This window comes from Streptomyces incanus, assembly GCF_042656345.1.
Lineage (GTDB): Bacteria > Actinomycetota > Actinomycetes > Streptomycetales > Streptomycetaceae > Streptomyces > Streptomyces incanus.
Window position 1 is genome coordinate 24910 of the sequence record NZ_JBHSPC010000089.1, and the last position, 13109, is coordinate 38018.

Here is a 13109-nt window from a genome sequence, read left to right on the forward strand (position 1 = left end):
CCCCCGCCCCCGCCCCCGCCCCCGCCCCCGCATGGGGCCTACTCCTCTGGCAGGTGTGCGCCCGGCGCGTCCGGGCGGTGGTCGGGGAAGCCCGAACGGGTGGCCGCCTCGTGGCGCACCCGCAGGAACTCCAGGTGCCGCTCGTACTGGTCGAGGCCGTCGGCGATGAGCTGTTCCTTGGTGTAACCCATCACGTCGTAGTCCTGGTTGCCCTCGGCGAGCCGGACCTCGAAACGTACGTAGGTGTCGTGCGTGCTGACCGACCGGGTGGCGAACGCAGGGGTCGGCAGCTCGACGGGCCGGACCTCGTAGAGGAATTCGTCGCCGGGGCCGATCGGTACCCGCAGGCCGACGTGTGTGAGGCCGTTCTCCTCGTCGGTGCCTTCCATGACCTCCGCCTCCGCTCCGTGCTCCCGCAGCTCCTGGGCGACCTCCTGGAAGGCGGGGCGGCACACGTCGTCGACGAATCTCGCGGCCGCCCGCCTGCCGGGGAACGCCATCGTTCGCGCCAGCCGATGCCGCCAGTTCGGCGCCCCCGGCAGACCGTGCTGCGCCACACGTCCGGAGAGCCTCCCGGGCAGCGTGGTGATCCTCACCTCCGCCCGCATCCGCTCGGTACGCAACGCCAGATAGAGCCCGGCCATGATCAGGAACATGACGAAGGAGAAGGGCAGACCCATGATGATGGTGGCGTGGGTGAGCGCGTGCACACCGCCCACGATGAGCATGGCGACGGTGAGCAGCCCCGTCGCCACCGCCCAGAAGATGCGCAGCCACGAGGGCGCGTCGGTCACCGGGGTGGGCAGCTCCGCGCTGAGGTTGCCCATGACCAGGGCCCCGGAGTCCGCGGAGGTGACGTACAGCAGCAGCCCGACGAACGTCGCGAGTCCGGCGCTGAACAGGAACCCCGGGTACTGTGCCAACAGGTCGTAGAAGCCCTGCTCGGGGGCGTTCATGGCCGTTTCGCCGAACTCGGTGTTCCCGGCGCGCACCAGGAACAGGGCGCTGTTGCCGAAGATCGACAGGAAGAGGCCGGTGAAGAGGAACGGGATGAACAGCGTCGCCGCGACGAACTCGCGCAGGGTGCGGCCGCGGGAGATGCGGGCCAGGAAGAGCCCGACGAACGGCGCCCAGGCGATCCACCAGGCCCAGAAGAAGAGCGTCCACGTGTCCAGCCACTCGATGGGCTGGTCGTAGGCGAAGGTGTTCAGGGTCATCGACGGGAAACGGCTGATGTAGTCCCCGACGTTCTGGACCAGGGCGTTGAGCAGCCGGAACGGTTCACCCACGACCAGGATGTAGAGCATCAGCAGGGCGGCGAGCAGGACGTTGAGCTGCGACAGCCGTCGGATGCCCTTGTCCACGCCGGAAGCCGCGGACGCGGTGGCCATCGCCACCGCGACGACGATCAGGGCGATCTGTGCGGAAAGCCCCTCCGGCACGCCGAAGAGGACTTTCAGTCCGTAGTTCAGCTGCACCACGCCGATGCCGAGCGTCACGCCGATGCCGAACACGGTGCCGAGGATGGCCGCCAGGTCGACGGTGTCACCGATCCGTCCGTGGATCCGGCGGCCGATGAGCGGATAGAGCGCGGAGCGGATCGCGAGCGGCAGCCGGTACCGGAAGGAGAAGTAGGCGAGCGCCATGCCCATCAGCGCGTACATGCCCCAGCCGGTGATGCCGTAGTGGAACAGGGTCCACACCACGGCCTGCCGGGCGGCCTCGAGCGTCTTCGGGTCGCCCTGCGGCGGCGCGAGGTAGTGGCTGACAGGCCCGGTGACCGAGAAGAACATCAGGTCGATGCCGATGCCCGCCGCGAACAGCATCGACCCCCAGGTGAAGAGGCCGTAGTCGGGCTTGGAGTGCTTGGGGCCCAGCTTGACCGTGCCGTACTTGGACACGGCGATGAAGACGACGAACAGCAGGTACAGGGTCGCGGCGAGGAAGTAGTACCAGCCGAACCAGTGGGAGATCTTGCCGACCGCCACTCCGATGACCGTCTCCGCACCGGAGGGGGTGATGATCGCCCAGATCGAGATCGCGAGGATGAGGAAGGCCGACCCGAAGAAGACCACGGGTTTGAGCCGGACCGGGCCCATCGGCACGTCCTCTGCCGACGTCTCCTCCGGCGCTTTTCCGGGGCCCTTCTCTCCAGCGGTCGACACGGTCGTGTTCCTCCTTCGCTGAGGGCGAGGACGTCGGCTCCCGGCGGCCGGCGGCATCTGCTGCGGCCCGCAGAGCTTGGGGGACCTCTTGTCGGTGCTCGAGCGCCCGGGGCGCGGGGGACGAGGCGGTGTCCTGGTGCCCCGGTGCCCCCGTCCAGGACCGGCCGGACGTGCTGCCCTGCGGGCAGCCGTTCACGAGCACGCGTGCGGCGGTCGGCTCTGCGGGAGACCGCGCGGGCCGGTCACCGTGCTGCTGCCCGGCCGGTGGGCCCGGGGCTGCCGGTGGGCCCGGGGCTGCCGGTGAGCAGGTCGGCGGCGCGTTCGGCGGCGAGCAGGACGGTCACCATGGGGTTGATGGTGGGCATCGTCGGAAACACCGACGCGTCGACGATGCGCACGCCCTCGACACCGCGAAGTCTCAACTGGGGGTCGCAGACGGCCATCGGGTCGTCCGCCGCGCCCATGCGGCAGGTGCCCGCCGGGTGGTAGACGGTGTGGGCCGCGCGGCGCCCGTACTCCGACAGGTCGGCGTCGGAGGTGACGTCCGGGCCGGGCGCGACCTCGCGGACGAGCCAGCCGCTCAGGGGATCGGTCGCGGCGACCTTCCGGGCCACCTTGAGCCCCTCGACGATGGTGCGCTCGTCGTGGCCGTCGGGGTCGGTGAAGTACCGGAAGTCCAGGGCGGGGTGCTCGGCGGGGTCGGAACTGCGCAGCCACATGCGGCCGATGGAGCGGGCACGGGGCACGTTCGGCGTCATGCACACCCCGTGCTCCGGAACGGGGTAGCCCAGACGTTCGGTGTTGACGGTGAACGGCACCTGGTAGAAGTGGAACATCAGGTCCGGGCGCGGCTGCCCCTTTTCGAGGCGCAGGAACAGGCCGGCGTCGGAGTCCATCGCGGAGTTCGGCGGCAGCGGGCCGGCGGTCTCCCAGATCATCACGGACTCGGGGTGGTCCAGCAGGTTCTCCCCCACGCCGGGCAGATCGACCTGTACGTCGATGCCCAGGCGGCGCAGGTCGTCGGCCGGGCCGATGCCGGACAGCAGCAGCAGGCGCGGGGTGTCGATGGCGCCGGCGCACAGCAGGAGTTCGCGTTCGGCGCGCACGGTGGCGGGCTCGCCGTCGGCGCCGCGGACGGCGACGCGGGTCAGCCTCCCCGCCTCGTCGGTGAGCAGCCGGTGGGCCCAGGTCTCCAGGAGGAGGGTGAGGTTGGGGCGGTCCATGACGGGGTGGAGGTAGGCGACGGACGTGGAGGAACGCAGGTTGCCCTCCGGCTCGTAGGCCAGGGAGAAGAAGCCGGTGCCGTCGGCGAAGGGCTCGGCGTTGAAGTCGTCGATGACGGGGACGCCGGTGGCGCGGGAGGCGGCGGTGACGAAGTCCTTGGCGATGGGATTGCGGTCGGCCTCGGCCACCGGGACGATCTTGGTGAGCAGCCGGTCGCGGTAGGGGAGGATCGTCGCCGGGTCCCAGCCGGCGCAGCCGTGGGCCACCCAGTCGTCGAGGTCCTGCGGCAGCGGCAGGAAGCTGATCAGCGTGTTGTGGGAGGAGCAGCCGCCGAGTACGCGGGCCCGTGAGTGCAGGATGTGGGAGTTGCCGCGCGGCTGTTCGACGGTGGTGTAGCCGTAGTCGAACTCCGTGCCGAGCAGGTTGATCCAGTTGCGCAGGCGCAGGATGCGCTCGTCACCGACGTCGCTGGGGCCGCCCTCGATGACGCAGACACGGCAGTCGGGGTCCTCGCTCAGGCGGGCGGCGAGCACACAGCCGGCGGTGCCGCCGCCGACGATGACGTAGTCGTAGGAGGACTCGGCGCCGTGCGGGGTGGGGGCCATGGAGTGCCTTTCTTCCGTGCCGTCGGGTGGTGGCGGGTGGTGTGCTGCGTCTGGTCAGCCCTTGAACCAGCCGGAGGGTGCCGGGGCGAGGTTCTGGTAGATGTGCTTGGCCTCCTGGTATTCGCGCAAGCCCGTGGGACCCAGCTCGCGCCCGACGCCGGAGCGGCCGAAGCCGCCCCACTCGGCCTGCGGCACATAGGGGTGGAAGTCGTTGATCCACACGGTGCCGTGCCGCAGCCGCTGGGCAACGCGCTGGGCACGGCTCGCGTCGGAGGTCCACACGCCGCCGGCCAGGCCGTAGCGGGTGTCGTTGGCCAGTTCCACCGCTTCGTCCTCGGTGTGGAAGCGCTCGACGGTGACGACCGGCCCGAAGACCTCTTCCTGCACGATGCGCATGGACTTGTCGCAGTCGGCGAAGACCGTCGGCAGCAGGAAGAAGCCGCGGCTCAGCGCCGGGTCGTCGGGGCGGGTGCCGCCGGTGACGAGCCGGGCGCCCTCCTCCCGGGCGGCGGCGATGTGGCGTTCGACCTTGTCACGGTGCTCGGCGGAGCTGAGCGGGCCGCTCTCCGTGCCCTCCTCCATGCCGTTGCCCAGGCGGATCGACTGGGCGCGCTGGGCGAGGGAGTCGACGAACCGGTCGTACAGGGAGTCCTGGACCAGCAGACGTGAACCGGCGGAGCAGACCTGCCCGGCGTGCAGGAACGCGGCGTCCAGCGCGTAGTCCACGGCGGCGGCGAAGTCCGCGTCCTCGAAGACGATGTTGGGGTTCTTGCCGCCCAGTTCCAGGGCGATGTTCTTCGGCCCCTCGGCGGCGGCGGCCATGATGGCGCGCCCGGTGGCCAGGCCTCCGGTGAAGGACACCAGGTCGACCTCGGGGTGGGCGGTCAGGGCCGCGCCGACGGTCCCTCCGGAGCCGAGCACCAGGTTGGCGACGCCGGGTGGGGCGCCGGCCTCCTCGATCAGCCGGATCATGGCGATCGTGGTGAGCGGTGTGGTCTCGCTGGGTTTGAGGACGAAGGTGTTCCCGGCGACCAGCGCCGGCGCCACCTTCCACGAGGCCTGCAGCAGCGGATAGTTCCAGGGGGCGATGAGCGCGCACACCCCGACCGGCTGGTAGACGACGCGGCTGAGGACGTCAGGGCCGACGTCCACGACACGGCCGCCGTCCTTGCCCGCGAGTTCCGCGAAGTAACGGAAGGCGTTCGCCACGTCCTCCACGTCGAAGCGGGCCTCGGTCAGCGTCTTGCCGGTGTCCAGGGTCTCGGTGCGGGCGATCTCGTCCCTGTCGCGCAGCAGCAGGTCGTGGACACGCAGCAGGAGGTCGGCGCGCCGGCGGGTGGGGGCGTTCGCCCAGTCCTCCTCGTCGAAGGCACGCCGGGCGGCGCGCACCGCGCGGTCCACATCGGTGGCGTCCGCCTCGTCGACGGTGGTGACGACGGAGGCGTCGTACGGGTTGACCACCTCCCGCCGCCCGCCGGCCGCCGCCTTCGTCCACTCGCCGTCGATGTACAGCTCGCCCACCGCGGGGCCTCCTTCGCATCCGGCCGGTACCGATCCGTTTGCCGGTCGGCAGCACGGCCCATCGTGCGGGCGGCGGCCCCGGGGCGCACGGCCACCGTCGCGACCGGGTGGTCCGGGCGCCCCGGGCGGGCTAACGCCCGGGCGGTCGTGGCGGGACCGGGCCCCGCTTCAGCCGACCCACTTCCACTCCTGGCACCGGTTGGTCTTGAAGTACTCGCCGGTGTTGAGGGTCACCCGGCCCGGGCCGGTCAGGTTGTTGTTGGCGATGATGGCGTCGAACTCGCCGCTGGCGTTCTTGGCCCGTTCCCAGTAGCAGCCCCACTCGTCCTCGGCCCCGGCCGTCTTGTACGTGCCGGCCTTGATGTCCTCGCCGACGACGTACTCGCCCTCTCCCGAGAAGCTGGTCGCGGGCCCCGGCTCCTTGGTCTTCTTCGGCTTGGCGGTCACCGTCTCGGTCTCGGTGACGGTGGGTGCGGGGGCGGGCTTGGCGTCACCGTCGTCGGCGGCCTTGGCGGTTTCGGTGACGGTGGCCGTCGGTCTCGGGTCGGACTTGGTGTCGGCGCCTGCCGTGTCCGCCGCCGCCGAGCCGTCGCCGCTGCTTCCGATGCCGACTCCGATGAACAGGGAGACCAGGGCGACCGCCCCGTACTTCAGCCACCGGCCACGCCGCTTCGGGGGCCGTGCCGGGCCGGTGGGTCCGCCGAGACCGAAGGGGCCCTGGGCGCCGGGGGCGGGCTGCGGGAAAGGGGAGGGGAGAGTCCATAGGCGAGGTCGACCTGAGCCACCTGCGCGTCGAGAAGACCGGCGGGCACGACGTGGCCCTCACACCCGAGGGTGCCGCCGAACTCAAGGGCTTCGGCGACGGTGTGGGCGGGGCCAAGGACGACGAGAAGTCCCCGCTGTCCGAACTGATCGACAAGTTCAACGCCAAGTTCGGCACGGACTTCACCGAGACGGACCTTCTGCCGTTTTCAACCTCACCAACGAGGACCCGAAGGTCCGCGCTGCCGCCGTCGTCAACGACGAGGAGAACTTCGGCCTCGTCTACGACAAGAAGTTCGAGGAGAACATGATGGACCACGTGTCCACCATCGACACTCTCGGCAAGCGCTACTTCGGTGCCGACCGCGAGTTCAAGTCCACCCTGGACCGCAGCGCTCGCCGCGCGGCCTGGCGGATGATCCGTAGCGAGGAAGGTCTGGACGACTTCTGAGCCGTTACACAGAGGAAGGGACCTGGCCAGGAGCACCGGGTCCCTTCCTCTGTGCATCCGCCGGTTAGTGCCCGACAGCCATCCTTACGAAGCCAGACCAGGCGTCGACACCGACCGCAAGCCGGGCCGCTGCGGGCTGCTTCGAGTCCCTGATGAGCACCGCATCCGCTGTCGCGGCGACCTCGACGCAATCTCCGCCCTCGGCACCGCTGTGGCTGCTCTTGAACCAGGTCAGTTCGGTGGTCGCAGTCCTACGTTCTGCGCGGTTCATAGCTCTCCCAGCAACTCCGCGATGAATGACAGGCTCTCCGTTGGTGTGAGGGCCTGGCTTCGGATGATTCCATAGCGGGCCGCAGCGAGGCTGGTCTCATCACGCTTGATCACAAGATTGCTGCGCCCTTGTACTTCCGTGTACACGAACTGCTCCCCGCCCTTGCTGGTGATCACCGTGAAAGGTCCGTCCACACCAGCGCTGTCCTCCCGGTCCAGCGGCATGACTTGAAGCTCAACGTTGCGCTTGTCCCCGATCAAGAGCAGGTGTTCCAACTGCCCCCTGAGCACTGTCTTGCCGCCCAGCGGTTTACGCAAGACAGCCTCCTCCATGACGAAGCTCAACAGCGGAGCAGGCCAGCGATTGAAGATCTCCTGTCGTGCGAGCCGAGCTGCAACACGCTGTTCGATGGTTCCTTGGTCCAGTAGCGGTCGCCGCATGGACAGGACGGCTCGCATGTACTCCTCGGTTTGCAGCAGCCCTTTGACCACGAGCGTGTCGTAAGAGCACAGCTCGACGGCCTCCGACTCCAAACGCGCCATGTCCCGGAAGAACGAGGGGTACTGAGCCCGAGCCACCTCCTCCTTCAGCGCCGTGAGCAACCCCCCGGCCCCCAACACCTCATCCGCCTTCTCGATGAACCCCGCCTGCGGAATCCGCCGCCCCTGCTCGAAGGAGGCCACCGTCTCGGGCGAGTAGCCCATCCGCTTGCCGAACTCCGGTCGCTCCAGGCCCGCCCGGATGCGCAGCAGCTTCAACTGCCGTCCGAACGCGGTGACGACCCCCGCCCCCGGCTCGTCCCCGGGCCTCCGGCTCCCGCTCCCCTGCCCCTGGCCGCCCTGCACCGGTACCGGTACCGCCGCCTGTCCCTGGCCCGTCTCTTCGTCCCGCACGCTCGTCATGTCCCGCGCCTCTCCCCGTGCCGTTTCCGGCCGTTCCGTACCGCTCCGTACACCGTCGTGTGCCGCCGCGTACGAAGGGTTCACGTCGGCGCGTCACCACTGGTCACGCTAGGCCACGACGCGCCACCGTGAGTACATGACCGCAGCACAACCACCCCTGACGGTGAACGGTTCACGCTGCGGCTGAACCGGAGCCGCGCCGCAGGCCGGTAGCCGGTATCCGGCACCCGGAAGAACCCACGACATTCCCGCCCACCAGGAGGCACCGATGTTCGCCCACTCCGACCGGCTCCCCACCGGTACGCCGCTGCCCGACGGCATCAGCACGCCCGCACCACGGGTGTTCTGTCGCAGCGAAGGTTGAGCGTTCTCACCGAAGGTTGGTGGCCGGGCTTCTTTCTCACTGAAGGCTGAGCGGTCCGCCCCGAGCGGGGTCGATCGTCAGTCGGATGTCACTTCCGAGATCAGTGCGCGGACGAGGGTCTCGATCGCGTCGCGGATGGGGCGTACGGCCTCGACGCCTTGCCCGGCCGGGTCGTCGAGCTGCCAGTCGAGGTACCGCTTGCCGGGGAAGACGGGGCAGGCGTCGCCGCATCCCATGGTGATCACGACGTCGGACGCCCGGACGGCTTCGGTCGTGAGGATCTTCGGGCTCTGCGCGGAGATGTCGATGCCGGCCTCGCTCATCGCTTCGACGACGGCCGGGTTGACGGTGTCGGCGGGGGCGGAGCCGGCGGAGCGGACCTCGATACGGTCACCGGCGAGGTGGGTGAGGAAGGCGGCGGCCATTTGGGAGCGGCCGGCGTTGTGGACGCAGACGAACAGCACCGACGGGCGCGAAGTGGAAGGGCTCATGGCGGCGTCTTTCTCGGAGGCGAAGCGTGTGGTCAGGAAGAGGCGAGTTCAGGTTCCGCGGTCGGGACGGCGGTCTCGGGCCGTGCCAGGACAGGGCGTGTGCCGTAGGCCGCGGTCACGACCCCCAGCCCGAGCATGGCGCCGAGTAGTTGGCTGGCGATGAACGGGGCGACGGAGGCGGGGGCGATCCCGGCGAAGGTGTCGGTGAAGGCCCGGCCGATGGTCACCGCAGGGTTCGCGAACGACGTGGAGGAGGTGAACCAGTAGGCGGCCCCGATGTAGGAGGCCACCGCTGCCGGGGCGAGCGCGGCGCGGCCGATCCGGTGGAGACCGAAAATCAGCAGGATCAGCCCGGCCGTGGCGACGACCTCGCCCAGCCACAGGTGTCCGGCGGACCGGTCGTGGGTGGAGAACTTCACCAGCGGCCTGGCGAACATCGCGTCGGCCAGGATCGCCCCGCCGATCGCCCCCGCGATCTGGGCGGGCACGTACGCGGCGACGTCCCGCAAGGTGAGGCCGTCCGGCGTGCGGCGGTCGGTGAACCAGGCGGCGAGGGTGACGGCGGGGTTGAAGTGCGCGCCGGAGACCGGCCCGAGCACCAGGATGAGCACGCCCAGGCCGAAGACGGTGGCCAGGGAGTTGGCGAGCAGCTGCACGCCGACGTCGCGTGAGAGCTCGGTGGCCTGGATGCCGGAGCCCACGACCACCGCCACCAGCAGCCCGCTGCCGATCACCTCCGCAGCGACACGGCGGCCGAGCGGCGCGCTCACGCGCCGGCTCCGGCGGGCTGCGAGGTGGTCAGGAACGCGGCGAGCCGGTCCAGGACGCCGGGCAGCACCCAGTAGTACACCCAGGTGCCGCGCCGCTCGCAGTCGATGAGACCGGCCTGCCGCAGCAGCTTGAGGTGGTGGGAAATCGTCGGCTGGGACAGGTCGAAGGCAGGGGTCAGCTCGCACACGCAGACCTCTCCGCTCTCGCCGCGCGAGGCGATCATCGACATCAGGCGCAGCCGGACCGGGTCACCCAGGGCCTTGAAGACCTTCGCCAGGTCGGCTGCCTGGGCTTCGTCCAGCGGCGCAGCGGACAGGCCCGGGCAGCAGGCGGCGCCCTGGCCGATCACCTCAAGCTCTTGTTTCGACATGCCTCTATGTTGACGTTTTTCAATCCAAGGCGCAATGTTGCATCAATGAACGTCAATACAGGCCGTTCCGGGCCCGTGCTGAGGCCCGTCACCTGGGAGTGAAATCATGAGCGAGCAGTCCACCGACCTACGAGAAACCGTCCGTCAGCGGTACGCGGCGGCGGCCGTGAAGGCCACCGAGGGCGGCACCGCCTGTTGCGGGCCCGAACCGGTCGAGGTCGACGAGAACTTCGGCTCCACCCTGTACGCCGCCGATGAGCGCGACGCCCTGCCCGCAGCAGCCGTCGCCGCGTCCCTCGGCTGCGGCAACCCCACCGCTGTCGCCGAGCTGCGCGAAGGCGAGCGTGTTCTGGACCTCGGCTCCGGGGGCGGCATCGACGTGCTCCTGTCCGCCCGCCGCGTCGGCCCCACCGGCAAGGCGTACGGGCTTGACATGACCGACGAGATGCTCGAACTCGCCCTGGCCAACGCGGTAAAGGCCGGCGCGACGAACGTGGAGTTCCTCAAAGGCACCATCGAGGCCATCCCGCTGCCCTCGAACACGATCGATGTCGTGATCTCCAACTGCGTGATCAACCTGTCGGTCGACAAACCCGCCGTGTTCGCCGAGACCTTCCGCGTCCTGAAGCCCGGCGGCCGGATCGGCGTATCCGACGTCGTCGCCGACGACACCCTCACCAGCGAACAGCGAGCCGAGCGCGGCGACTACGTCGGCTGCATCGCCGGCGCCCTCTCCTTCACCGAATACCGCGCCGGCCTGGAGGCCGCCGGCTTCACGGACATCGAGATCACCCCGACCCACGCGGTCGCCGACGGCATGCACTCCGCCATCGTCCGCGCCACCAAGCCCACCACCGTCGACGGCCCGGCCACCACCGTGCCCCATGCGGAGGGCGGCTCCTGCTGCGGTGTCGCCGCCTGCTGTACCCCGGCCGAGCAGGCCACCGACCCGTCCGTCACCGTCAGCGAGGCCAAGAGCTCCGCCGGGTGCGCCTGCCAGAACTGACTCCTCATCCCCGGCGGCAGGCGCACAGATCACCGCCGCCGGGGGTGCCGCACTCGAAACCGAGTGACCTGAACCACTCAGGCTTCAGTGAGAATCGCTCAGTCTTCGCTGCGACAGATCAATGGGGGCTGCGCCGCATGGCGCCGTATCCGGCCTTCGCACCCTCGTACGCCCGCGTCGAGCTGGACCCGGCCACCCAGACCGGCCGCTCCTTCGACGCCGCCGGGCGGGTCATGGAGATGCCCGGCCACGGAACCAGCACCGACACCAAACCCGCGACCAACACCGGTAACCCCTCCGACGGTTCGGGCCCCGGCGGCAGCGGTGGCGGCGACCAGGACTCCGGGAACGACGAGGAGTCCGCCCCGCTCCCCCGCCACCACGACAGCGAATTTCCGGCGCGAGAATGCCTGGGCGCCGACCACGAGTGGCCCGTACACGACCGGCCCGGCATGTGACGCGGGCCACGGGAACTCCTCGTGCGTCGCGGAGAGGAACAGGCGTGAGGGATACAGATGACCAGATGCGAGAACGCATACGCGCGGGCGACCGCGAGGCGTTCGCCCTGCTGTACGACGACTGCGCCCACTCCGTGTACACCTACGCGCTGCGGCTGACCGGTGACTGGTCGACGGCCGAGGAGATCATGTCCGAGACGTTCCTGACCGCATGGCAAAGCCGCGCACGGGTCGAAGCGCGGGGGGACTCGCTCCTGCCCTGGCTGCTCGGCATCGCCACCCACAAGGCGGACAACGCCAAGCGGCGCGTGCGCAGATGGCGGGTGTTCCAGTCGCGGCAGCCACCGCCACGTATCCAGGAGGACTTCGCGCAGGTCACGGTGGACCGCATCGAGGACGCCCGCCGCCTGAGCGCTGTCCGCAGCGCCCTCGGCCGGCTGCGACGTCATGAGCGGGAAGTCCTCGTCCTGTGTGTCTGGTCCGGCCTGGACTACCAGCAGGCTGCCGAGGCCCTGGGCGTGCCCGTGGGCACCGTGCGCTCGCGCCTCTCGCGCGCCCGCCGGCGGCTCGCCCGTCTCGCGGAAGAAAACCTGGAACCCGCCGGTGCCCGCGGAGAGGTTACAAGTGCGGCCGCGATCGCGGCCCCGACCGAGCGGCAGGAGCTCATATGAAGGACAAGGACATGGCATCCGCGGCTTCACCGAGGAGCCACGGCGACCGCGAGGAGATCGCCCGTCTGCTGCCGGCCCCTGCGGAAACGCGGCTTTCGCCGGAGCAGCACCTTCACCACAAGGAACGCCTCTTGAATCAGATCGACAACGACCGGGCCGGGCAGAGCCGACCGGAACCGCGCCGGATGCCACGCTTCGTGGTGCCGGCCACGGCACTGGCCCTGGCCTGCGCGGTCGCAGCGGGTATCACCCTGACCGGCCACGAGCAGGACGACGTCTCCGCGCAACGGGACAGCACGGTGAGTATGAGGCCCGCCGCGGCACTGCTGGACCAGATCTCCGCCGCCGCCGGGAAGCGCGACACTCCCGTCGTGCGCGACGACCAGTTCGTCTACACCAGGAAGAAGATCCGCGAGGCCGACCTGACCAGCGGCACAGCGGTCCTCAGTCCCTTGAAGGACTTCGAGAAGTGGCTGTCGCAGGAACCGGGACCCGTCCGCAAGCAGGGCCTCGTGCGGACCGACGGGGAAACGGCGGCCATCAACGCTGAACTGGGCGACGCCGACGGCACTCCGGCCGGTATGAGCAGGCCCACCTATCGCTGGCTCAGCTCCCTGCCCACCGACCCGGACGAGCTGCTCACCTACCTCTACGCCAACACCCCCTTGATCGAGGAACGCGAACCCGACCAAGCGGTGTTCGACACGATCGGCTACCTGCTGGGCGGGGTGATGCCACCGGACACCGCCGCCGCCCTGTACCGGGCAGCGGCGAAGATACCCGGCGTGACGGACACACCGAAGATCCAGGACGCGATCGGCCGCGAGGGCATCGGTATCGCCCGCGAGGACACGCGCTACGGCAACCGTACCGAGTGGGTCTTCGACCGGGAGGACTTCACCTTCCTCGGATCCAGCAGCACGCTGACGAAGGAGACCCCGTACGGCAAGCCAGGGACTCTGCTGTCCAGCTCGGCCGAGATCGGGCACGGTGTGGTCGACGAAGCGGGGCACCGGCCCGCCGATGCGGACGCACCGGAGGCGAACCGCGCGAGCTGAGCGGCCGCGGGGCCGCTCA

At 69.9% G+C, this 13109-nt stretch carries 13 protein-coding genes and 1 pseudogene; 5 read left to right on the top strand and 9 right to left on the bottom strand.

The genetic code is table 11. From position 1 onward, the window contains the following. Positions 1–38: 38 nt before the first annotated feature. The 4 genes from betT to ACFP2V_RS26795 all read right to left on the bottom strand — a co-directional run bounded on the left by betT (position 39) and on the right by ACFP2V_RS26795 (position 5962). On the bottom strand, positions 39–2165 hold the full coding sequence (gene betT / locus ACFP2V_RS26780; RefSeq protein WP_381217664.1) for a choline BCCT transporter BetT: 2127 nt from the start codon (positions 2163–2165) through the stop codon (positions 39–41). A gap of 242 nt (positions 2166–2407) precedes the next feature. Continuing rightward, positions 2408–3994, bottom strand: coding sequence for a GMC family oxidoreductase (locus tag ACFP2V_RS26785; RefSeq protein WP_381217667.1), 1587 nt, complete (start codon positions 3992–3994; stop codon positions 2408–2410). 54 nt (positions 3995–4048) lie between these two features. After that, entirely contained in the window at positions 4049–5515 is a 1467-nt protein-coding gene (locus tag ACFP2V_RS26790) for an aldehyde dehydrogenase family protein (RefSeq protein WP_381217669.1), read from the bottom strand. A gap of 168 nt (positions 5516–5683) precedes the next feature. After that, positions 5684–5962, bottom strand: coding sequence for a hypothetical protein (locus ACFP2V_RS26795; protein WP_381217671.1), 279 nt, complete (start codon positions 5960–5962; stop codon positions 5684–5686). Between the two features lie 305 nt (positions 5963–6267). Here ACFP2V_RS26795 and ACFP2V_RS26800 point away from each other — a divergent pair. Then, a pseudogene (locus tag ACFP2V_RS26800) lies at positions 6268–6728 on the top strand (type I restriction endonuclease subunit R); the annotation flags it as partial. A 64-nt stretch (positions 6729–6792) separates the two neighbouring features. On the opposite strand, the gene ACFP2V_RS26805 reads toward ACFP2V_RS26800, so the two are convergent. From ACFP2V_RS26805 to ACFP2V_RS26825, 5 genes are all read right to left on the bottom strand, one after another. Continuing rightward, positions 6793–6999: a DUF397 domain-containing protein gene (locus ACFP2V_RS26805; protein ID WP_381217673.1), complete on the bottom strand. Its 207-nt coding sequence runs from the start codon at positions 6997–6999 to the stop codon at positions 6793–6795. After that, entirely contained in the window at positions 6996–7901 is a 906-nt protein-coding gene (locus ACFP2V_RS26810; RefSeq protein WP_381217675.1) for a helix-turn-helix domain-containing protein, read from the bottom strand. The genes ACFP2V_RS26805 and ACFP2V_RS26810 overlap by 4 nt, the downstream gene beginning before the upstream one ends. Positions 7902–8342: 441 nt before the next feature. Then, positions 8343–8756 carry an arsenate reductase ArsC gene (locus tag ACFP2V_RS26815; RefSeq protein ID WP_381217677.1) on the bottom strand — a complete coding sequence of 138 codons (414 nt, stop codon included), beginning with the start codon at positions 8754–8756 and terminating at the stop codon, positions 8343–8345. A gap of 32 nt (positions 8757–8788) precedes the next feature. Further along, positions 8789–9526 (bottom strand): aquaporin, encoded by a 738-nt coding sequence (locus ACFP2V_RS26820; RefSeq protein WP_381217679.1) that lies wholly within the window; start codon positions 9524–9526, stop codon positions 8789–8791. Next, positions 9523–9897, bottom strand: coding sequence for an ArsR/SmtB family transcription factor (locus tag ACFP2V_RS26825; protein ID WP_381217681.1), 375 nt, complete (start codon positions 9895–9897; stop codon positions 9523–9525). The genes ACFP2V_RS26820 and ACFP2V_RS26825 overlap by 4 nt, the downstream gene beginning before the upstream one ends. Positions 9898–10003: 106 nt before the next feature. Here ACFP2V_RS26825 and arsM point away from each other — a divergent pair, with 106 nt between their 5' ends. The 4 genes from arsM (at position 10004) to ACFP2V_RS26845 (ending at position 13090) form a co-directional block, all read left to right on the top strand. Next, on the top strand, positions 10004–10903 hold the full coding sequence (gene arsM, locus ACFP2V_RS26830; RefSeq protein WP_381217683.1) for an arsenite methyltransferase: 900 nt from the start codon (positions 10004–10006) through the stop codon (positions 10901–10903). 44 nt (positions 10904–10947) lie between these two features. Continuing rightward, the gene (tgmA, locus tag ACFP2V_RS26835) at positions 10948–11361 is read left to right on the top strand and encodes a putative ATP-grasp-modified RiPP (RefSeq protein ID WP_381217685.1); all 414 of its coding nucleotides are present in this window, start codon (positions 10948–10950) and stop codon (positions 11359–11361) included. Positions 11362–11426: 65 nt separating this feature from the next. Continuing rightward, a complete protein-coding gene (locus ACFP2V_RS26840) occupies positions 11427–12032 on the top strand; it encodes an RNA polymerase sigma factor (protein WP_381217687.1) in 606 nt (201 codons plus the stop codon). Between the two features lie 11 nt (positions 12033–12043). Next, entirely contained in the window at positions 12044–13090 is a 1047-nt protein-coding gene (locus ACFP2V_RS26845) for a CU044_5270 family protein (RefSeq protein WP_381217689.1), read from the top strand. Positions 13091–13109 lie beyond the last annotated feature (19 nt).